Below are 19,990 nucleotides of genomic sequence, written 5' to 3' on the forward strand. Positions count from 1 at the left end.
GTGAGGCGTGAGCAGCAGCGGCCTCATCTACGCAGTCATCGTCGGGGCCTGGGCCGCCTACTTGGTGCCGATGTGGCTCCGTAGGCAGGACGAGCTGAACGAGGCCCGTCCGACGGAACGCTTCAGCACCGCCATCCGGCTGCTGTCCGGAAGGGCGGGCATGGAGCGCCGGTACGCCAAGGACCTGCAGGCGCGCTCCACCGACGAGGTGGAGCACGACGCCGACCCGGATGCCGTCACCGACTCGGTGGACGTCCGGGCCTTCGCCATGCCCCCGCAGCGACCGCAGACGAAGGTGTACCTGCCGGTCGAGCGGGAGGCGGCCCCGCCGCAGGCGGCCCAGGCAGCCCAGGCGGCACCGCCCCCGGGGCCGGTGCCGTCCCAGCCCGGCCCGGCCGCCCGGACCGACGGGGAGGCCGAGGGCGCGCAGGCGCCGCAGGCCTCCGCCGGCAGGCCCGGGAAGAGGGCGGGGGCCGGGGTGGGCGCGCGGAAGGCGGTGGTCTCGGCGGAAGCCGCGGCGCGGGCCCAGCGCTCGAAGGTGCTCGCGCGCCGACGGCGTACGACCGTCATGCTCTTCCTCGCCTTCACCCTCGGATCGATCGTCGCAGCGGTCGGCGGGCTCGCGTTCCTGTGGGCGCCCGGTGTCCCCGCGGTGATGCTCAGCGCCTACATCGCCTACCTGCGCGCCCAGGAGCGGCGACGGTTCACGTACACCATGGACCGGCGCCTGGCCGAGGCGGCCGCGCAACGGCTCCGCGAGCGGCAGCCCCGGCGCCGCCCGGCCCAGGGCCCGGGCGACGCCGACGAACCGGAGGACGGGTCGGAGGTGGAGACCAGGCCGGACCTGTCCGCACTGGCGGCCGACCGCCGGGCCCTCGTCGAGCAGACCGACCACGCCGAGTGGGTCGACCAGCAGCGCGAGCGCCAGCGGCGCCCCGGCCACGGTGACAGCTGGGACCCGGTCCCGGTGCCGCTCCCCACGTACGTGACGGCGCCGGTCGCTCCGCGGGCCACCCCCAACGCCGACCGGAGCGCGCCGGACGCATGGAGCCCGGCCCGGTCGAGCGCGGCCGAACCGGGGTCGGGACACCCGGAGGCGGCACTGGACGCCTCCCTCTCCGCGCACCCGCCCGAGCCCTCCCCGGCCAACCCGGCCAACCCGGCCGAGAAGGGCGCGGAGGACGGCGAGGGATCCGGTGACGGTTCCGGCGAGGGGCGCTCAGACGCCCGCCGTGCCGCGTCCGCCCGCCGGGCGCGGGGGCGGGGACGGACCCCGCTGTTCGACCAGTACGAGGACGGCGACCGCCCGCGGGCGGCCAACGAGTAGCCGCGGCCGCCCACCGGGACGCGGCCCCTCTGCGGGGGTGCGAGGGGCGACCGTTGACCAGCGCGGAACGGATTTCCGAGCACCCGGATGGGGATGCTAGAGTTTCACTCGTTGCAAGGGCCTGTGGCGCAGTCCGGTAGCGCACCTCGTTCGCATCGAGGGGGCCAGGGGTTCAAATCCCCTCAGGTCCACGCAGCACAGAACCCCTGTCGGGTCACCCGACAGGGGTTCTGTCGTGTGTCCCCCCCAGTACCCCGCCGGCCGGCACGACCATGAGCGCCACCAGGGCGACTAGGCGCGGTACTTGGCCGCCCGTCTGCGGGCCTGAGGGGGGAGCGGGCTCACGACCGCACTACAGCTGCTTCGCGTAGCACAGGCTGTCCGCGTGGAAGCGGTAGTAGCCGAACTTCTCGCACGGCTCGTACCCGCTGGACAGGTACAGGGCCACGGCCTCCGGCTGCTTGGTGCCCGTCTCCAGGACCATGCGGAGGCGGCCGGCCGCGCGGGCGTCCTCCTCCAGTGCCGCGAGCATGCGGCGGGCGAGACCTCGGCCGCGCATCTCCTCCACCACGAACATCCGCTTCAGCTCGGCGTCCCCGTCGCGGTTGCCCTCACCGTTGGCGTCCTGGGCACGCCAGCCGCCGGAGGCGACCGGGACGTCGTTCTCGTCGTGGGCGAGCAGGTAGAGACCGTTCGGCGGCTCGAAGTCGGCCGCCGCCAGCTCCGTGGCGTCGCCGCCGTCGCCGTAGCGGACGTCGTACTCGGCCTGGACCAGGTCGTTGAGCTTGCGCGCGTCGGGGTGGTCGAAGGAGACCTGGCGTATGTCCATGCTGCACACCGTATATTCGTTCAAGTTTACGAAGGGACAGTCCATTGTGCCGGTATCGTGCCGGTGTGCTCACTGTTACTTCCGTCAACGTCAATGGACTCCGCGCCGCCGCGAAGAAGGGCTTCGTGGAGTGGCTCGCCGACACCTCGGCCGATGTGCTGTGCCTCCAGGAGGTGCGCGCCGAGCCCCAGCAGCTTCCGGCGGGGGTCCGGCAGCCGGAGGGCTGGCACGTCGTGCACGCGCCCGCGGCGGCGAAGGGCCGGGCCGGGGTGTCCCTGTACACCCGCCGTGAACCCGACCGCGTCCAGGTCGGCTTCGGCTCGACCGAGTTCGACGCGAGCGGCCGGTACGTGGAGGCCGACCTCCCGGGCGTCACCGTCGCCAGTCTCTACCTCCCCTCCGGCGAGGTCGGCACCGAGCGGCAGGACGAGAAGATCCGCTTCATGGACGAGTTCCTGCCCTATCTGAAGGAACTGCGCGAGCGCGCGGCGGCGGGTGGGCGCGAGGTCGTCGTCTGCGGTGACTGGAACATCGCCCACCAGCAGGCCGACCTGAAGAACTGGCGCGCCAACCAGAAGAACTCCGGGTTCCTGCCCGAGGAGCGGGAGTGGCTCGGGCGGGTCCTGGACGCCCAGGACGGCGGGTACGTCGATGTCGTGCGGGCGCTGCACCCGGACGTCGAGGGGCCGTACAGCTGGTGGTCGTACCGGGGGCGGGCTTTCGACAACGATGCGGGATGGAGGATCGACCTCCATGCCGCGACGCCCGGACTGGCCGCGCGTGCGGTCAAGGGCCATGTGGAGCGGGCGGCCACGCACGCGGAGCGGTGGTCGGACCACGCGCCGGTGACGGTCGTCTACGAGTGAGCCGTACGGCGCGTGACGCAGGTCACGCGCCGTTGTCCTTCTTCCCCTCCTTCTTCCCCTCGCCCGCCAGTGACCGCAGTCGCCGGTCCAGTGCCATCGACACCTCCGCCTCCACCACGTTCTTGGCGAGCGGGCGCAATCGGTCCAGGTCCTCCGGGGTGCGGTCGCCCTGGGCCAGGACCAGTTCCACGAAGAGTTCGGCGAGGGCCTCGGCGTGGACGCGGACGCGGCGGCCCGCGGTCAGGACGTCCGCGAGCGGGACGCCCTCGCGGACCAGGGCCGCGGAGGTGTCCAGCAGCCGGCGGCTGATGTGCACGATCTCGCCGCCGTCCGTGGCGAGGTAGCCGAGGTCCAGGGCCGAGGAGAGGTTCTCCGGGGTCGCCTGGCCGTTGAAGACGTCGGCCAGGTCCTCGGGTGAGAGGCGTACCGGTGTCTCCTCCGTGGGCTCGCCGAGGCCCAGCAGTTCGCCGACGTCGCGGCCGTGGTCGAAGGCCTCGGCCAGTTCCGCGATGCCGGTGAGGGTGTGGCCGCGTTCCAGGAGGGCGGAGATCGTGCGCAGGCGGGACAGGTGGGTGTCGTCGTACCAGGCGATGCGGCCCTCGCGGCGGGGTGGCGGGATCAGCTTGCGCTCGCGGTAGAAGCGCAGGGTGCGCACCGTGATGCCGGCCTTCTCGGCCAGCTCCTCCATGCGGTACTCGGTCCGTCCTCGGTGTTCCACCGGTTCCTCAGCCACACCGGCAGCCTAAGTGCTTCCGGTGACGGTCCCTCCTGACGTGGCGGCCGCCGTTTCGTACCGTCGGTAACTTCTCCTGACGTGACCCCTACCCATCAGTACGGCACTGCTCTACCCTCCCCATTGCGCCAGTGTTCACTGGCGCGGTTGTCGGGCCGGTACGAGAGCAAGGAGGCGTCGGGATGGCCGAGCGCGAGCGAGAAGCCGCATCCGAGCGGGAACACGTACGGGTCGCCGTGGTCGGGTCCGGGTTCGGCGGGCTGGGTGCCGCCGTGCGGCTGCGGCGCGAGGGCGTCACCGACTTCGTCGTCCTGGAGCGGGCGGACTCCGTCGGCGGCGCCTGGCGGGACAACAGCTACCCCGGGTGCGCCTGCGACGTGCCCTCCCACCTGTACTCGTTCTCCTTCGCGCCCAACCCCGACTGGCCACGCACCTTCTCCGGGCAGGAGCACATCCGCGCGTACCTGGAGCACGTCGCCGATGTCTTCGGGCTGCGGCCGCACCTCCGGTTCGGCTCCGAGGTGAAGCTGATGACCTGGGACGGCGAGCGGCTCTGCTGGGACATCGAGACGGCCTCCGGGCGGCTCTCCGCCGATGTCGTCGTGTCCGCCACCGGGCCGTTGTCCGACCCGAGGATCCCGGACGTCCCGGGGATCGAGTCCTTCCCGGGCAAGGTGTTCCACTCGGCCCGCTGGGACCACGACTACGACCTGCGCGGCAAGCGGGTCGCCATGGTCGGCACGGGCGCGTCCGCCATCCAGATCGTGCCGGAGATCCAGCCCGCGGCCGGCCGGCTGACCCTGTTCCAGCGCACCCCGCCCTGGGTGCTGCCGCGCGTCGACCGGGCCGTCAGCGGTGCGGAGCGCCGGCTGCACCGGCAGGTGCCGCTCACGGCGAAGGCCCGGCGCGGACTGCTGTGGGGCATCCGGGAGCTGCAGGTGCAGGCGTTCACCAAGTACCCGCAGGGGCTCGGCCTGGTGGAGAAGCTGGCCAAGGCGAACATGGCCCGTGCCGTCAAGGACCCGGCCCTGCGCGCGAAGCTCACGCCCGACTACCGCATCGGCTGCAAGCGCATCCTGCTGTCGAACACGTACTACCCGGCGCTGACCCGGTCCAACGTGGACGTGGTGGCCTCCGGGCTGGCGCGGATCGAGGGGTCCACCGCCGTCGCCGCCGACGGGACGCGCGCCGAGATCGACGCGATCGTCTTCGGCACCGGTTTCCACGTCACCGACTTCCCCGTCGCCGAACGCGTCGTGGGTGCGGACGGGCGCACCCTCGCCGAGGCGTGGAAGGGCGGCATGGAGGCGCTGCGGGGCGCGACCGCCGCCGGGTTCCCCAACTGGATGTCGATCATCGGGCCCAACACCGGCCTCGGGAACAGCAGCATGATCCTGATGATCGAGTCCCAGCTGAACTACCTGGCCGACTACCTGCGGCAGCTGGACGTGCTCGGCGGCGGCGGGCGCGCGGCCCTCGACGCCCGCCCCGGCGCGGTCGCCGGCTGGAACCGCAGGGTGCAGCAGCGCATGGAGCGCACCGTGTGGAGCACCGGCGGCTGCACCAGCTGGTACCTGGACGCGAGCGGCCGCAACACGACCGTCTGGCCCGGCACGACGGCGGAGTTCCGCAGTGCGACGCGGCGGGTGAACCTCGCCGAGTACGAGGTGCTGCGGCCGTCCGGGGCGGCGGAGCCCGCACGGACCACGGAGGAGACCACGGAGAAGATCACGGACGGCACGAAGGTGGAGGCCGGCGCATGACCCGACGCGCGCACGTGAAGAACGGCCCGTACGCCCCGCCCGTCCCCGTACGGGAGTTGACCGTACGCTCCGCCGACGGCGCCCGGCTGCACGTCGAGGTGCACGGACCCGAGGACGCGCCCGCCGTCGTCCTCGCCCACGGCTGGACCTGCTCGACGGCCTTCTGGGCGGCGCAGGTACGGGCCCTGGCCACAGGCCACCGGGTCGTCGCCTACGACCAGCGCGGCCACGGACGCACTCCGGCCGCGGCCACGTGCAGCACCGACGTGCTCGCCGACGACCTGGAGGCGGTGCTCGGCGCGACGCTCGCCCCGGGGGAGAAGGCCGTGGTCGCCGGGCACTCCATGGGCGGCATGACCGTGATGGCTGCGTCCGGGCGGCCCGCCTTCCGGGAGCACGCGGCGGCGGTCCTGCTGTGCAGCACGGGCAGTTCGAAGCTGGTCGCCGAGTCGCTGGTGCTCCCGCTGCGCGCGGGCGGGCTGCGCACCCTCGTCACCCGGAAGATCCTCGGCGCCCGGCTGCCGCTGGGACCGGTCACACCGGTCGGGATGCGGGTGCTCAAGTACGCGACGATGGGCGCCGGTTCCTCCCCGGTGATGGTCGAGGCCTGCGCACGGATCGTGCACGCGTGCCCGACCACCGTCCGCTGCACCTGGGCGCACGTCCTCGACCAGCTCGATCTCGACGAGGCGGTACGGGAGTTGCGGGTGCCCACGGCCGTCGTCGTCGGCACGGCGGACCGGCTGACCCCGCCCCCGCACGCGCGGACGCTGGCCGCCGCGCTGCCGGAGTGCCTGGGTGTCACCGTGCTGCCGGGCGTCGGGCACATGACGCCGGTCGAGGCGCCGGAGCTGGTCACCACCCGTATCCGCGAGCTCGTCGACGCGTACCTGCCCGGTGACCGCGGTGTCCGGGACGAGCCGGAAGGGGCGAGCGCATGAGCGGCCGTGCAGCGGACGGCAGCGTGCTGAACGGCAAGGTCGCGGTGGTCACGGGTGCCGCGCGGGGTGTCGGTGAACTCCTCGCCCGCGGACTGTCCGCGCGGGGGGCGAGGCTCGCGCTCGTGGGCCTGGAGCCGGAGGCGCTCGAGGAGGTCGCGGCGCGGCTGCCCGGGGAGAGCGGGCACTGGCACGCCGACGTCACCGACCACGAGGTGATGGCGCGGGTCGCGGCCCAGGTGCGGGAGCGCTTCGGCCGGGTCGACATCGTGGTCGCCAACGCGGGCGTCGCGAGCGGCGGCCCCTTCGCCGACTCCGACCCCGGAGCCTGGCGGCGGGTGATCGAGGTGAACCTCGTCGGATCGGCGGTGACGGCACGGGCGTTCCTCCCGGCGCTGACCGAGAGCCGCGGGTACCTGCTCCAGGTGGCCTCGCTCGCGGCGCTCGCCCCGGCGCCCATGATGTCCGCGTACTGCGCCTCCAAGTCGGGCGTCGAGGCCTTCGCGCACAGCCTGCGCGCCGAGGTCGGCCACCGGGGCGTGGGCGTGGGCGTCGGGTACCTGTCGTGGACCGACACCGACATGGTGCGCGGGGCCGACCAGGACGACGTGATGCGGGAGTTGCGGCAGCGGCTGCCGTGGCCGTCGAACAAGACGTACCCGCTCGGTCCGGCGGTGGACCGGCTCGTCGCGGGCATCGAGCGGCGGGCGGCCCATGTGTACGGGCAGTGGTGGCTGCGCGGGATGCAGGGCGCCCGCGGCTACCTGCCCGGGCTCATCGCGACCGTGGGCCGGCGGGAGATGCGGAGGTTCGAACCGCGGCTCGGCGGCGTGGGGACGGGGCTCGTCGGAGCCGGTGGAGCGGCCGACGAACGGGAGCGCGGGACGCCGCGTGACCGACCGTAACTGATCGAAATGCGTGGGATGTCCGGTCGTGTCAGTCTGGTCGAGGCCCAATCCCCTCACCCACAACGGGAGTGAACAGCATGGGCATGAAGGACCAGTTCCAGGACAAGGCCGAGCAGCTGAAGCAGCAGGCCAAGGACCGCATCGGCCAGGGTTACGGCGGCTACGGCTACGACGAGTCGGGCGAGCGCTACCCCAAGGGTGACGAGCGCTACCGCAAGGGCGACGAGCGCTACCCGAAGGCCGGTGAGCGGGCCAAGCAGGGCAAGAGCGACCGTCCGGACGCGGAGCGCCCGGAGCGGGACCGGCGGGAACGCGGTGAGGACGAGTACGAGGTCTGACTCGGCCTGGACGTGAGCGACGAGGGGTGCCCCTGACGAGGGGCACCCCTTCTCCGTGCGCTGTACGGATCACTTCTTGGGCGGCTCACTTCCGCGGCGGCAGCCCCGGCCGTCGGCGGTCCGGTACGTCACCGAGGTCGGGCGGGCTCACCGCCGGGTGTGTGGTGAGCAGCTCCAGGGCCAGCCGCACCGCGTCCTCCAGCTGGGCGTGGCGCCCCTCGGCCCAGTCCAGCGGGGTGCGTTCGACCTCCAGGTCCGGGGCCACGCCGTGGTTCTCGACGGACCAGCCGTACTCCTCGAACCAGGCGGCGTTCATCGGCACCGTGATGACGGTGCCGTCGCCGAGGCGGTGCCGCCCGGTCATCCCGACCACCCCGCCCCAGGTGCGCAGACCGACCACCGGGCCGAGCCCCAGCAGCCGGAAAGCCGCGGTGATCATGTCGCCGTCGGACGAGGTCGCCTCGTCCGCGAGCGCGACCACCGGGCCGCGCGGGGCGTTGGAGGCGTACGAGACGGGCTGGGCGCCGCGCGTCAGGTCCCAGCCGATGATCCGGCGGGTGAGGGTCTCCACGACCAGCTCGCTGATGTGCCCGCCCGCGTTGCCCCGGACGTCCACGATCAGCGCGGGCCGGGCGACCTCCACCCGCAGGTCGCGGTTGAACTGGGCCCAGCCCGAGCCGCCCATGTCCGGGATGTGCAGGTAGCCGCAGCGGCCGCCGCTCGACTCGTGAACGGCGGCGCGGCGTTCGGTCACCCAGTGCTGGTACCGCAGGGGCATCTCGTCGATGAGCGGGACGACGGCCACCCGCCGTGGCCGTTCGCCCACCCCCTCGTCCCGTGGAGCGTCCCCGTCACCGGCCGCGGGGCCGGAGGGCCGGGCGAACGTCAGCTCCACCGTCGTGCCCCCCGCCGCCGCCAGCAGGGGGGACGGGCCCGCCACCGGGTCCACCGGCCGCCCGTCCACATGGGTCAGCACCGCGCCCTCGCGGATCCCGGAACCGGCCAGCGGGGACCGCGCCCGGGAGTCGGAGGAGTCGCCGGGCAGGATCCGGGCCACCGTCCACCGCCCCTCCCGGCGCACGAAGTCGGCGCCCAGCAGGCCCTGTCGGCGCTGGTAGTGCGGCGGCCCCTCGTTGCGGCGGGCGGCGACGACGTACGCGTGCGAGGTGCCCAGCTCGCCGAGCACCTCGCGCAGCAGGTCCGCGAACTCGTCCGGCGAGGCCACCCGTTCGACCAGCGGCCGGTACTGCTCCAGCACCGCGTCCCAGTCGACGCCGCACAGGTCGGGCTCCCAGAAGTGGGCGCGGATGATCCGCCCCGCCTCCGCGTAGGACTGCCGCCACTCCGCCGCCGGGTCCGCCTCGTGCAGGATGCGCCGCAGGTCGATCCAGGTGGTCGAGTCGACGTCGCCCGACTCCGTGGCCGGCACCGCGCGCAGGTCGCCCTCGTCCACGACCACCAGCCGGGTGCCGTCCCCGCTGGCGGCGAACCCGTCGAGGTGGCCGACGAGTTCGGACCGTTTGGCCCGGGCGATGTCGAAGTGCTCCAGCGTGGGCCGCCCGGTCGTGTCGTCCGGGCTGGCGAACGTCTCGCCCAGCGCCCCCGAGATCGGCCACCGCAGCCAGACCAGGCCGCCGCCCGCGACCGGGTGCAGCGAGGAGTACTTGGAGGCCGTGACGGGGAACGGCGTCACCCGGCTCGCCAGCCCCTCGGCCTCGACGACCGCCGTGCCGTCGCCCGCGCCCTCCGCCGGCTCCCCGGGATCGAGACCGCCGGCCGCGGGACGCCCCTCCGGGGTCAGCGCGAACGGGGACAGGGTCGCCGACGAGAGGGGGACCAGGTACGGGCGGCAGCCCAGCGGGAAGGACAGGTCCCCGGTGTGCACGTCGTACACCGGGTCGAAGCCGCGCCAGGACAGGAAGGCCAGGTAGCGGCCGTCCCGGGTGAACACGGGGCTCTCGTCCTCGAAGCGGCCGTCGGTGACGTCGACGATCAGCCGGTCCTTGATCCGGGCGATCCTGATCTGCCGCAGCGAGCGCCCGATCCCGGGGTGCGACCAGGTCAGCCAGGCCCCGTCGGGGGAGAACGCGAGGTCCCGCACGGGCCCGTTGACGGACCGGACCAGCTCGGTGACACCGCTGTCGGGGGGCACCACAGGGTCCTTCGTGTGTGTCTGTGCTTCTGTTCCTGCTGCTGTTCCGGTACCGGTGTCCGCTGCCGCCTCCGCCGGATCGTTCGGGTCCCGTGTGTCGAGCAGCAGCAGTCGCCCGTCGTGGGAGGCGATCGCGAGGCGGTCGCCCTCCGGGTCGGCCACCATGCCCAGGACCCGCCCCAGCTCGCCGGAGGCCAGCCGGCGCGGTGCGGGGTCGCCGGTGGCCCTCGGCAGGTAGGCGATCTCGACGGCGTCCTCGCCCTCCGCGTCGGTCACGTACGCCACCCGGCCGCCCGGCCCGAGCATCTCGGGCAGCCGTACCCGTACGCCGGGGGTGTCGGCGATGGTGCGCGCCGGGCCGTCGCGGTGCGTCAGCCAGTACAGGCTGCCGCGGACGACGACCGCGCCGGCCCGGCCCGTCTCGTCGACCGTGATCCCGCCGACGTGCCGCCCGGCCGGCACCTGATGGGTACGGCGTCCCGCGCGCGGACCGCACAGCCGTACGTCCAGGCGGCGCGGTACCGAGCCGGGGGACAGGTCGTCGACCAGCCACAGGTCGCCCGCGCACTGGTACACCACCCGGCGGCCGTCGGAGGAGGCGTGCCGGGCGTAGAAGGCGTCGTGGTCGGTGTGGCGGCGCAGGTCGGTGCCGTCGTACGCGCAGGAGTACAGGTTGCCGACGCCCTCGTGGTCGGAGAGGAAGGCGATGCGTCCGGCGGCGAACACCGGCGACTGCAGGTGGCCTTCCAGGCCGGCGAGCAGCCGCTGCCCGTGCAGCCACAGCCGGCCCGTGGCCCCGCCCCGGTAGCGCTTCCAGGCGGCGGGCTCGTGCGGCGCGGTACCGGTGAGCAGCAGCGTCAGGTGCCCGTCGGCGGGGCCCGCGGAGCCCCCGGGGCCGGTGGGGTCGGCGCACTGGATGTCGGAGACCGGGCCCCAGGGCAGCCGGCCGCCGGGGCCGCCGCCGACGGGGACCTTGTAGGCCCGGGTGAAGTAGGAGAAGGGCTGGCCGTGGGAGGCGACGGCGAGGATGTCGCCGTCGGGGGTCCAGCCGCAGACCCGGGTGTCGGAGCTGCCCCAGTGGGTGAGCCGTCTGGCGGGGCCGCCGGCCACCGGCACCAGATGGATCTCGGGGTCGAGGCTGTGCCAGCTCGTGTACGCGATGTGGCGCCCGTCGGGCGAGAAGCGCGGGTGCCCGGCCTTCGTACGGTCGACCGTGAGCCGCCAGGCGCGGCCCGGTTCGTCGAGGTCGGCCACCCACAGGTCGTCCTCGGCCGCGAAGCAGAGCAGGTCGCCGTTGAGGTGGGGGAAGCGGAGGTAGCCGGGGGAGTGGTCGTGACCGGGAGAGAGGTCGTGACCGGCGGAGTGTTCGTGGCCGGGGGAGTGGTCGTCGCTCACCCACCCATGCTTTTCCCCTCCCGGGGCACTGGCAACTTGTGGTGATTTGCCTGCCTGTGGGGCACGTCCGGCGAGCTGTGACCCAGCACACGTACGAAACCGTTTCGTTTCGCGGATTCGCGGGGTACCGTCTGGGGAGTGAAGAGTACGAAACAGTTTCGTTCGGCATTAGGTCGTCGGCCCGCCGGGCCGATAGCCTGACGCCCTGGACGAGGGGCAGGGACGGTGAGTGTGGTGACTGGGACCGCGACGACGCGACGCAGTCGGATCACGCCCGAGCGCGAGGCCGAGCTGTACGCGGCCGTGCTCGACCTGCTCCGGGAGGTCGGTTATGACGCCCTGACCATGGATGCCGTGGCGGCCCGCACCCGGTCCAGCAAGGCCACCCTCTACCGCCAGTGGGGCGGCAAGGCCGAGCTGGTGGCGAGGGCGATCCGGTGCATGAAACCCGGCGACGCCGCCGAGGTGGACACCGGCTCGCTGCGGGGCGACCTGCTCGCCCTGGTGGCACGTGAGGACGACGCGGCCATGGAGCAGAACTCCGCGCTGCTGCGGGGCCTGGCCATGGCGATCCACACCAACCCGGACCTCCTCGAGGCGCTGCGTGAACTGCTCGTGGAGCCGGAGCTCTCGGAGTTCCAGCGGGTCATCGGGCGCGCCGTGGAGCGCGGGGAGGTCCGTGCGGACAACCCGGCGCTCGAGTACATGGTGCACATGATGCTCGGCGCCTTCGCCACCCGCGCGCTGGTCGACCAGCTGCCGCCGACCCAGTCCTTCCTGAAGTCGTACGTCGACGCCGTGGTCCTCCCCGCCCTCGGCGTGACGAGCCACCGGTAGATCCCCACCGGCCCCCACCGGCTGGATCCCACCGGTAGGTCTCTCTCACACACCCGCATCAGCTGCCCGACCGGCAGCTGATCTCCTGACGCGCGACCGCTCTCGTCGTCGGGCCGGTCCCCCCTGTCCCCGCGCGGTGGACCTCTCCTGCCCGTATGCCCCACCACGACCTGAACGGGAGTTCGCCCTCGTGGCCACGTTCCTCTACAAACTGGGCCGGTTCGCCTTCAGGCGACGGCACTTCGTCGCCCTGTTCTGGGTGGCCCTGCTGACCCTCGTCGGTGTCGGGGCGGCCAGCGCCCCCGCCGCGGGCCCCACCACGTTCTCGATTCCGGGCACCGAGGCCCAGAAGACCTTCGACCTGCTGGAGGAACGTTTCCCCGGCGCCAGTGCCGACGGGGCGACCGCCCGGGTCGTCTTCCGGGCCCCGGACGGCGAGAAGATGACGGACGCCGGCCACCGGGCGACCGTCGAGGAGACGGTGAAGGAGCTCGGCAACGGCTCCGAGGTCTCCTCCGTCACCGACCCGTACGTCACCAAGTCGCTCAGCCAGGACGGGACGATCGCCTACGCGCAGGTGTCCTACGACGTCTCCGGCATGGAACTCGAGGACTCCTCCAAGGACGCCCTGGAGAGCGCCGCCGGCGACGCGCGGGACGCCGGGCTGACCGTCGAGATCGGCGGTGACGCGCTCTCCGCCGTCCCGCACACGGGCACCGCCGAGATCATCGGTATCGCCATCGCCGCGGTCGTCCTCGTCATCACCCTGGGCTCGCTGGTCGCGGCCGGGCTCCCGCTGCTGACCGCGATCGTCGGCGTGGGCATCGGCGTCGGCAGCATCACCGCCCTGGCCAGCACCCTCGAACTCGACTCCACCACCCCCATCCTCGCCTCGATGATCGGCCTCGCCGTCGGCATCGACTACGCCCTGTTCATCGTCTCCCGCTACCGGGCCGAACTGGCCGAGGGCCGCGACCGCGAGCAGGCGGCGGGCCGGGCCGTCGGCACCGCCGGTTCCGCGGTGGTCTTCGCCGGCCTCACCGTCGTCATCGCCCTCGTGGGCCTCGCCGTCGTCAACATCCCGCTGCTGACCAAGATGGGCCTGGCCGCCGCGGGCACGGTCGTCGTCGCGGTCCTGGTGGCCCTGACCCTCATCCCGGCGCTGCTCGGCTACGCGGGCCGCCGGATCAGGCCCGCGGGCGCGAAGGGTGCCAAGGGCACGAAGGGCGGGGCGCGGGCGGACGAGGCCGGTGAGCAGGCGGAGACCGCACCCGCGGCGCAGGCCGCCAAGCCCAACATGGGCACCCGCTGGGCCCGTTTCGTCATCCGCCGCCCGGTCGTCGTGCTGCTGCTCGCCGTGGTCGGCCTCGGTGTGGCCGCCGTGCCGGCGACCCAGTTGGAGCTGGGCCTTCCCGACGACGGCGCGCAGCCGACCTCCACCACCCAGCGCCGCGCCTACGACCTCCTCTCGGAGGGCTTCGGGCCGGGTCTCAACGGCCCGCTGATGGTCGTGGTCGACACCGAGCGGAGCGACGACCCGGAGGGCGCGGTCACGACCGTGTCCGACGAGATCAAGGGGCTCGAGGACGTGGCCGCGGTGAACCCGGCCACCTTCAACGAGGCCGGCGACACCGCCATGATCACCGTGATCCCGGGCTCCAAGCCGTCCTCCGTCGCGACCGAGGACCTGGTGCACGCCATCCGTGACACGGGCGCCGACATCCGCACCGACACGGACGCGGAGGTCCTGGTCACCGGCTCGACGGCGATGAACATCGACGTCAGCGAGAAGCTGAACGACGCGCTGCTCCCGTACCTCGCCCTGGTGGTCGGCCTGGCCTTCCTCCTCCTCATCCTGGTCTTCCGCTCGATCCTCGTCCCGCTGAAGGCGGCCCTCGGCTTCCTGCTGTCGGTGCTCGCGGCCCTGGGCGCGGTCGTCGCGATCTTCCAGTGGGGCTGGCTGTCCGGCCTGATGGGCGTCGAGCAGACCGGCCCGGTCATGTCGATGATGCCGATCTTCATGGTGGGTGTCGTCTTCGGCCTGGCCATGGACTACGAGGTCTTCCTCGTCACCCGCATGCGTGAGGCGTACGTCCACGGGGAGAGCCCGACCGAGGCGGTGGAGACCGGCTTCAAGTACGGCGCCCGGGTCGTCACGGCCGCGGCGGTCATCATGATGGCGGTCTTCGCGGGCTTCATCGGCTCCAGCGAGCAGATGGTCAAGATGATCGGCTTCGGTCTCGCGGTCGCCGTCCTCTTCGACGCGTTCGTCGTCCGCATGGCCATCGTCCCCGCGGTGCTCACCCTGCTCGGCAAGAGCGCCTGGTGGCTGCCGAAGTGGCTGGACCGCGCCCTGCCGAACGTGGACGTCGAGGGCGAGAAGCTGCAGCAGCACCTGGCCGACGACGAGGGACGGGGCGGCGACGGACCGGGCGGCCACGGCCGCAGGGAACTCGTCGACGCCTGACAGCCCGTCGACGCCTGACACCCGGCCCGGCGCCCATGTCTCGTCGGCCCGCGCCACGGTTCTCCCTGGCGCGGGCCGGTCGGTCGGTACCGGTCAGTGCGTCACCGGGACGCCGGCCGCCGCGTACGTACGGCGCAGGAAGCGGAGCAGGATCTTCGAGTCGAACTGCAGCACCCGCGCGCCCGCCGCCGAGTGCAGCTCGATCACCGCCGTCACCCGCCCGCAGGGCCAGACCCGGACGGCACCGGTGCCGGCGGGGGCGCGGAGACCGCGTTCGACGACGTCGCGGGGGACCGTCCACGTGTGGTCGGACCCGGGTCCGGGAAGGCTGACGCGCACCGCCCGGGGGTCGGCCTCCGGGTCGTAGCGGAGCAGCACCGGGACGACGTCCTGGGCCTCCGGGGAATCCGTGACGACGTGGGCTCGCGCGTACTGTTCGACCTGTTCGACGACGGACATCGGACAGCTCCTCACGGGTGCCGACACTGTCCGTCCAATGTCGCACAGTTCCCGGGGTCCGGCCCCCGGGCCGCCGACTCCAAGATCATGCTGCCGGCCTAGGGGCCCGGGGAATCGCAGGCGACGGGTGGTTGTTGCACGCATCGTCGCTCGTCGCAGACCCATGGGAACGGGAGTACGGACGTGGAGCTGGACCGGAACGTGAACGGCACGGTGGCCGAGGGATTCGAGCCCGTCCGGGACGCGTTCGTACGGAACTTCACGGAGCTGGGGGAGCGGGGTGCGGCGGTCGCCGTGTACCGCGACGGCCGCAAGGTGGCCGACCTCTGGGGCGGCACGCGGGACGTCGACGGCACGGAGCCCTGGGAGCGGGACACCGTACAGGTGCTGCACTCGGCGACGAAGGGCGTCGCGGCCGCCGCGGCCCTGCTGCTGGCGGAGCGCGGCGTACTGGACCTGGACGCCCCGGTCGCGGCGTACTGGCCGGAGTTCAAGGCACACGGCAAGGAGCGCCTGACCGTCCGGCACGTGCTCGCGCACCGCGGGGGCATACCGGTGGTGGACCGCCCGCTGACCCCCGCCGAGGCCTCCGACCCCGACCGCACGGCCGCCACCGTCGCCGCCCAGGCCCCGCTGTGGAAGCCGGGCACGGACCACGGGTACCACCCGCACACGTACGGCTGGATCCTGGGCGAACTCTTCCGCCGCGTGACGGACGGCCGGCACATCGGCGAGTGGATCGAGACGGAGATCTCCCGGCCGCTCGGGGGCCTGGACCTCTGGGTGGGCCTGCCCGCGCACCAGGCGCACCGGGTGGGCCGCGCGGGCCGGGTGCAGCCCCCGGAGACCCCGGGCGCCCTGCGCACCCGCCCGAAACGGTCGGTCGCCGAGGCCTACGCGGACCCCGCCTCCACGACCTCCCGGGCCTTCGCCGCGATGACGCCGCCCCCCGACGACAACGACCCCGCCTACCGCGCGGCCGTCCACCCCTCCTCCAACGGCATCGCCACGGCGGACGCGCTGGCCCGCTTCTACGCCGCGCTGATCGGCGAGGTCGACGGCGTACGCCTGTGGTCCCCGGCCACGACGGCGGCGGCCACGCGCGCGCAGTCCGAGGGCCCGGACCGCACCCTCGTGGTCGGCACCCGCTTCGGCCTCGGCCACATGCTCCACGGCCCGGCGTCCCCGCTCCTCGGCCCCGCCTCCTTCGGCCACCCCGGCCGCGGCGGCCCCCTCGGCCTCGCCGACCCGGAGACCGGCATCGCCTTCGCCTACGTCACCAACGGCTTCCGCAAGACGGTGACGAGCGACCCGCGTGCGCAGGCGCTGGTGCGGGCGGTCCGTACGTCGTTGACCGCCACGACCGCCGGGTCCGGCGCCTAGACCGCGATCGGGTGGGACACCCGCCCCGACTCCTGGTCGATCTCGGCATGCGCCTTCGTGAGCAGTCTCATCGCCGGAAGCCGCAGGAGCGCGGCCGCGCGGTCGCGCGGGTGCGCCGGCCGTCGTCGGCTCTCGGGCGCACGGCCCGGCGTGGTCACACCTTCTTGACGACGATCCTGTCGGGGACGAGTCGCTCCAGGTCGTCCACGTCGGAGGTGAGGACGGTGACGTCGCCCTTCTGCCGACCCGCGACGACGGCGAGTACGGCATCGATCGCGTACTTGTGGCCGTGCAGCCCGGCCCCGGCGAGCAGCCGGCGCGCCTGCCGGGCCTCCTCCTTCCCGACAGCCGCCACGCCGACCCGGGACAGGACCCAGTCCCAGCGCTGTTCGGAGACCGACCCGTCGTACGCCTCGACGAGTGTCAGGGGAGACGTGACCACCTCGGCCTCACCCTGGGCGGCGAGGCTGAGCCGGGCAAGCATCATCCGGTCACCGCGCACGGCCAGCGACAAGGCCTCGCAGTCGAGCACGAAGACCCGGAGCGGTGCGACTCGCGCACTGCTCCCTCTCCTCACGCGGCTTCCCCGGGGCGGCCCTGGCCGGTACGACGCCGCTCGTGTTCGGCATCGAGGTCGGCCAACTCCTCCAGAGCCGCGGCACGCTCGTCCTCGGTGACCGGCCCGTGCTCCTCCTCCAGCCAGTCGACCAGCTCCCGCAGCCGGTCACGGTCCCGCTTCAGGCGGAGCGCCTCCGTGACGTAGGCCGACATGCCCCGCTCGGCCACCTCGGAACGGATCTCCTCAAGCAGTTCCTCGGGGATCGTGACCGTCACCTTCTTGGTTGCCATACAAAGAACCATACTCAGCCCGCCGCCCGCGTCGGCTCCGCGGACCGGCAGTCGCGGCAGCGTGTGTGCCCCGCCGTGCGGAAGCCCCGGTCGCAGCCGTCGCAGTTCCGCATCTCCAGGACGTGCGGGCGTTCCACGGACTGCTGCGTCAGTGGTGGCGGGGCGGGCAGGGGCGTCTCGCGCAGGCGGAAGGCGAGGATGCCGGCCGGGCGGGCCCGGAAACGGTCGGGGAGTCCCGCGGTGAGGATGTCGGTGATGCGGGGCGCGTCGAGCCCCGTCGCGAGCCACCTGCTGACGTCGGGCGCCAGGCGGGCGGCCTCCTGCTCCGACAGGATCAGCCGCGGGTCGACCCGGCGCAGGGAGGCGAAGACGGCGAGTGCCTGCGGGTCGATGTCGGCGAGCGTGACCGGGGCCGCGGCCGGGGCCGTGACCGGGGCTTTCGCCTCGGTGACGTCCGATGCCTCGACGCGTGGGGCGGTGGGTGCGGCCTGCTCACGGGGGCGGCGCGGTCTCGGCGGCTCGGGCGGCCCGTCCGGGCCGGGGGCTCCGCCGGATACGTCGTAGAAGTACGTCCGGGTGCGGATCTGCCCGGCGGGCACCCGCTCCCGGCGGCGCTCCAGGTACCCGGCTGCCTCCAGCTCCCGCAGCGCCCGGGAGATCAGGATCTCGCCCTCGCTGAAGTGCTCGCACAGTGCGGTGATGCTGACGGGGGCACCGTCGGGGAGGGAGGAGATGTACGCCGCGACGCCCACCGTGACGGCACTGCCGCGCCGTTGCGCGAGGGCGTTGGAGAGCACGGTGAAGTCGGCCGTGAGCCGGGTGCGTACGTGGATCACGCCGGAGGTCGGTGCTCCGGCGTCGGCGCGCAGGCGCGCGTTAGACTGCGGGTCAGCCATCGGGAAGCGGGTCTTCCTTGTTGGTCAGGCCCTCGATCGGGATTGCCGTCCCGGCGGGGGCCGCATCTGTCTGCGGTTGTCGCGGCGAACGTAACGGCCAACATCCCGCACCCGCAAGCCAGTCACCCGAACGAGTGCCACAGCCGGGAGGGTGGGTGGGCGGGGAGTTCTTTCCCCCGGTTCTTTACGGAGGTCAGCGGCCCGCCGGACCCTCGCGGACAAGGGCCCGGCGGCCGGGAGGCTCAGGCGCGACGGTGACCGGCCCGCACCTCGCCTATGAACGCGGCCCAGGAGCCGGCCGGGAAGACCAGGGCGGAACCGTGCGGCACTTTGCTGTCACGGACGGGGACGACGCCGGGGGCGCCGTCCATCACCTCCACGCAGTTGCCGCCTGCCTGGTTGCTGTAGCTGCTCCTGCGCCAGTCGGCGCCGTTCGGATCGGGACGGGACGTGTACGCCACGGTAGTTGTCCTTCATCACGGATCGGATCATGTCGAGCGACATGCGCGAGGGCAGAGCCGCTGCCCTGAGCCGATCGTAAATGAGCTTGTAGCGACTGACGTCGGTCGGTTCCTCGATGAGTTGGCCGTAGTCCGCGCCTTCTGTGTAAGCCACTTCCGAGCCGTCCGGAAGGGTCAGTGCCGTCAGTGAGCCGCCCATCGACTCGTGCTCGCCCTGCTCGAACGGCAGTACCTGGACAGTGATGTGGGGCTCGGCGGCGGCATCCAGCAGCCGGGCCAGTTGTTCCCGCATGACGCCTCGGCCGCCGACCGGCCGCCTCAGTACCGCCTCGTCCAGTACCACCCAGAGGTCGGGCCGGTCGGAGGAACGAAGCCGGTCTTGTCGGCTCAGGCGGGCCGTGACACGTTCCTCCAGCTGGTCCTGGCCGGTGAGCAGCACATCCAGGTTCAGAACGGCCCGCGCGTACGCCTCCGTCTGCAACAACCCAGGCACCACGTGCGCCGCGTACTCCCCGATCGACACGGCCCGCTCCGAGTACGCCATGAACGCCCGCGACCAGTTGGGGAACGCCTCCCGGTAGACGTACGGCCACAGCTCGACGAGCAGGTTGTCCGCGCCCAGGACGGAGTCCAGCGCCCGCGCCAGCTCGTGCGTCGGTTTCGCCCCCGAGGCTCGCTCGACCTGAGTGATCCGGGTGCTCACCACGTGCACCCGCGCTCCGAGTTCCGCCTGGGTCAGCCCGGCCGCCGTACGCAGTCTGCGGACCCGTGCGCCGAACAGCGCTGCCATCGAGTCACTCGGGTCAATGGGTTCAATCGCTTTGGCCAAGACGTCACTTCCGTCCGTTACGGCGTGGATGGTAAGCCTGCGCCACCTTTTGAGCGTAGGGGCGACGGACGACTCTTGAGCACGGAACGTGATGACTCGTGTGCGAGGCTCGACAGGCAAGGACGGAAAGCCGTGCTGACAACGCAGTTCGCTTCCTCACCCCGCGGCGCACGGGAGGCGCGGCGCCATGCCGTGCGCCGCATGGAGGAGTGGGGTTACCCGCCGACGACCGACGCGTCGTGCACCGTGGCCCTCGTCGTCGGCGAACTCACCGCGAACGCCGTGCGGCACGGCCGCGTCCCGGGACACGGTTTCGGGCTGTGGCTCGACCTCGACACGGTGGCGGGCCTGATCCGTGTCGAGGTCGCGGACGCGGCCACCACGAGACGCCTGCCTGCCGCCCCGCCCTCGTCACACCCCGAGGGCGAGTCGGGCCGCGGCCTGCTGCTGGTGGACGTCCTGGCCACGCGCTGGGGCTGGACACCTCGTCATCCCGTCGGGAAGACGGTCTGGGCGGAGGTACCGGTCCGTACGGTAACCGGCGCGGGGCACCGGTGAGC

19 protein-coding genes and 1 tRNA gene are annotated in these 19,990 nt (G+C 72.9%); 11 read left to right on the forward strand and 9 right to left on the reverse strand.

Annotated elements, in window-relative coordinates; translation table 11 throughout:
- Positions 1-7: 7 nt before the first annotated feature.
- Positions 8-1,327, forward strand: a complete 1,320-nt coding sequence (glpR, locus tag UW392_RS30555) for a gephyrin-like molybdotransferase receptor GlpR (protein ID WP_320778391.1) — start codon at positions 8-10, stop codon at positions 1,325-1,327.
- A 117-nt stretch (positions 1,328-1,444) separates the two neighbouring features.
- Positions 1,445-1,518 (forward strand) — tRNA-Ala (locus UW392_RS30560).
- Between the two features lie 161 nt (positions 1,519-1,679).
- On the opposite strand, the gene UW392_RS30565 is transcribed toward UW392_RS30560, so the two are convergent.
- Positions 1,680-2,156: a GNAT family N-acetyltransferase gene (locus UW392_RS30565; protein ID WP_320778392.1), complete on the reverse strand. Its 477-nt coding sequence runs from the start codon at positions 2,154-2,156 to the stop codon at positions 1,680-1,682.
- Between the two features lie 44 nt (positions 2,157-2,200).
- On the opposite strand from UW392_RS30565, the gene UW392_RS30570 reads away from it, so the two are divergent.
- A complete protein-coding gene (locus UW392_RS30570; protein WP_320778393.1) occupies positions 2,201-3,022 on the forward strand; it encodes an exodeoxyribonuclease III in 822 nt (273 codons plus the stop codon).
- 22 nt (positions 3,023-3,044) lie between these two features.
- On the opposite strand, the gene UW392_RS30575 is transcribed toward UW392_RS30570, so the two are convergent.
- The gene (locus UW392_RS30575; RefSeq protein ID WP_320778413.1) at positions 3,045-3,710 is read right to left on the reverse strand and encodes a MerR family transcriptional regulator; all 666 of its coding nucleotides are present in this window, start codon (positions 3,708-3,710) and stop codon (positions 3,045-3,047) included.
- A 227-nt stretch (positions 3,711-3,937) separates the two neighbouring features.
- Here UW392_RS30575 and UW392_RS30580 point away from each other — a divergent pair, with 227 nt between their 5' ends.
- The 4 genes from UW392_RS30580 (at position 3,938) to UW392_RS30595 (ending at position 7,702) form a co-directional block, all read left to right on the forward strand.
- Positions 3,938-5,518, forward strand: a complete 1,581-nt coding sequence (locus UW392_RS30580) for an NAD(P)/FAD-dependent oxidoreductase (RefSeq protein ID WP_320778394.1) — start codon at positions 3,938-3,940, stop codon at positions 5,516-5,518.
- Positions 5,515-6,459 (forward strand): alpha/beta hydrolase, encoded by a 945-nt coding sequence (locus tag UW392_RS30585; protein WP_320778395.1) that lies wholly within the window; start codon positions 5,515-5,517, stop codon positions 6,457-6,459. Before UW392_RS30580 ends, UW392_RS30585 begins: the two co-directional genes overlap by 4 nt.
- Positions 6,456-7,361: an SDR family oxidoreductase gene (locus UW392_RS30590; protein WP_320778396.1), complete on the forward strand. Its 906-nt coding sequence runs from the start codon at positions 6,456-6,458 to the stop codon at positions 7,359-7,361. The genes UW392_RS30585 and UW392_RS30590 overlap by 4 nt, the downstream gene beginning before the upstream one ends.
- 80 nt (positions 7,362-7,441) lie before the next feature.
- Positions 7,442-7,702, forward strand: a complete 261-nt coding sequence (locus tag UW392_RS30595; protein WP_320778397.1) for a hypothetical protein — start codon at positions 7,442-7,444, stop codon at positions 7,700-7,702.
- 85 nt (positions 7,703-7,787) lie between these two features.
- On the opposite strand, the gene UW392_RS30600 is transcribed toward UW392_RS30595, so the two are convergent.
- Entirely contained in the window at positions 7,788-11,141 is a 3,354-nt protein-coding gene (locus UW392_RS30600) for a S41 family peptidase (RefSeq protein WP_320778414.1), read from the reverse strand.
- Positions 11,142-11,483: 342 nt separating this feature from the next.
- On the opposite strand from UW392_RS30600, the gene UW392_RS30605 reads away from it, so the two are divergent.
- Positions 11,484-12,086 carry a TetR/AcrR family transcriptional regulator gene (locus tag UW392_RS30605; protein WP_320778398.1) on the forward strand — a complete coding sequence of 201 codons (603 nt, stop codon included), beginning with the start codon at positions 11,484-11,486 and terminating at the stop codon, positions 12,084-12,086.
- Positions 12,087-12,276: 190 nt separating this feature from the next.
- Positions 12,277-14,553: an MMPL family transporter gene (locus UW392_RS30610; protein WP_320778399.1), complete on the forward strand. Its 2,277-nt coding sequence runs from the start codon at positions 12,277-12,279 to the stop codon at positions 14,551-14,553.
- A 93-nt stretch (positions 14,554-14,646) separates the two neighbouring features.
- Here the strand turns inward: UW392_RS30610 and UW392_RS30615 are convergent, their stop codons facing one another.
- Complete coding sequence (locus UW392_RS30615; protein WP_320778400.1) at positions 14,647-15,012, reverse strand: SsgA family sporulation/cell division regulator; 366 nt, start codon at positions 15,010-15,012, stop codon at positions 14,647-14,649.
- Positions 15,013-15,201: 189 nt separating this feature from the next.
- On the opposite strand from UW392_RS30615, the gene UW392_RS30620 reads away from it, so the two are divergent.
- Entirely contained in the window at positions 15,202-16,395 is a 1,194-nt protein-coding gene (locus tag UW392_RS30620; protein WP_320778415.1) for a serine hydrolase domain-containing protein, read from the forward strand.
- Positions 16,396-16,549: 154 nt separating this feature from the next.
- Here the strand turns inward: UW392_RS30620 and UW392_RS30625 are convergent, their stop codons facing one another.
- The 5 genes from UW392_RS30625 to UW392_RS30645 form a co-directional block, all read right to left on the reverse strand.
- Positions 16,550-16,972, reverse strand: coding sequence for a hypothetical protein (locus UW392_RS30625; RefSeq protein ID WP_320778401.1), 423 nt, complete (start codon positions 16,970-16,972; stop codon positions 16,550-16,552).
- The gene (locus UW392_RS30630) at positions 16,969-17,244 is read right to left on the reverse strand and encodes a CopG family transcriptional regulator (RefSeq protein ID WP_320778402.1); all 276 of its coding nucleotides are present in this window, start codon (positions 17,242-17,244) and stop codon (positions 16,969-16,971) included. The genes UW392_RS30625 and UW392_RS30630 overlap by 4 nt, the downstream gene beginning before the upstream one ends.
- Positions 17,245-17,258: 14 nt before the next feature.
- Entirely contained in the window at positions 17,259-18,140 is an 882-nt protein-coding gene (locus UW392_RS30635) for a hypothetical protein (RefSeq protein ID WP_320778403.1), read from the reverse strand.
- 242 nt (positions 18,141-18,382) lie between these two features.
- Positions 18,383-18,511 carry a DUF397 domain-containing protein gene (locus UW392_RS30640; RefSeq protein ID WP_320778404.1) on the reverse strand — a complete coding sequence of 43 codons (129 nt, stop codon included), beginning with the start codon at positions 18,509-18,511 and terminating at the stop codon, positions 18,383-18,385.
- A complete protein-coding gene (locus UW392_RS30645; protein ID WP_320778405.1) occupies positions 18,477-19,391 on the reverse strand; it encodes a helix-turn-helix transcriptional regulator in 915 nt (304 codons plus the stop codon). Before UW392_RS30645 ends, UW392_RS30640 begins: the two co-directional genes overlap by 35 nt.
- A 171-nt stretch (positions 19,392-19,562) precedes the next feature.
- Here UW392_RS30645 and UW392_RS30650 point away from each other — a divergent pair, with 171 nt between their 5' ends.
- A complete protein-coding gene (locus UW392_RS30650; protein ID WP_320778406.1) occupies positions 19,563-19,988 on the forward strand; it encodes an ATP-binding protein in 426 nt (141 codons plus the stop codon).
- Positions 19,989-19,990 lie beyond the last annotated feature (2 nt).

It is taken from the genome of Streptomyces sp. CRN 30, assembly GCF_034105845.1.

Excerpts from the sequence above, each read along its gene's own strand:
- UW392_RS30565 (WP_320778392.1), bottom strand. The coding sequence starts at position 2,156 with ATGGACATACGCCAGGTCTCCTTCGACCACCCCGACGCGCGCAAGCTC.
- UW392_RS30595 (WP_320778397.1), top strand. The coding sequence starts at position 7,442 with ATGGGCATGAAGGACCAGTTCCAGGACAAGGCCGAGCAGCTGAAGCAG.
- UW392_RS30635 (WP_320778403.1), bottom strand. The coding sequence starts at position 18,140 with ATGGCTGACCCGCAGTCTAACGCGCGCCTGCGCGCCGACGCCGGAGCA.
- UW392_RS30645 (WP_320778405.1), bottom strand. The coding sequence starts at position 19,391 with ATGGCAGCGCTGTTCGGCGCACGGGTCCGCAGACTGCGTACGGCGGCC.
- UW392_RS30575 (WP_320778413.1), bottom strand. The coding sequence starts at position 3,710 with ATGGAGGAGCTGGCCGAGAAGGCCGGCATCACGGTGCGCACCCTGCGC.
- UW392_RS30630 (WP_320778402.1), bottom strand. The coding sequence starts at position 17,244 with ATGGCAACCAAGAAGGTGACGGTCACGATCCCCGAGGAACTGCTTGAG.
- UW392_RS30640 (WP_320778404.1), bottom strand. The coding sequence starts at position 18,511 with ATGGACGGCGCCCCCGGCGTCGTCCCCGTCCGTGACAGCAAAGTGCCG.
- UW392_RS30580 (WP_320778394.1), top strand. The coding sequence starts at position 3,938 with ATGGCCGAGCGCGAGCGAGAAGCCGCATCCGAGCGGGAACACGTACGG.
- UW392_RS30615 (WP_320778400.1), bottom strand. The coding sequence starts at position 15,012 with ATGTCCGTCGTCGAACAGGTCGAACAGTACGCGCGAGCCCACGTCGTC.
- UW392_RS30585 (WP_320778395.1), top strand. The coding sequence starts at position 5,515 with ATGACCCGACGCGCGCACGTGAAGAACGGCCCGTACGCCCCGCCCGTC.
- UW392_RS30590 (WP_320778396.1), top strand. The coding sequence starts at position 6,456 with ATGAGCGGCCGTGCAGCGGACGGCAGCGTGCTGAACGGCAAGGTCGCG.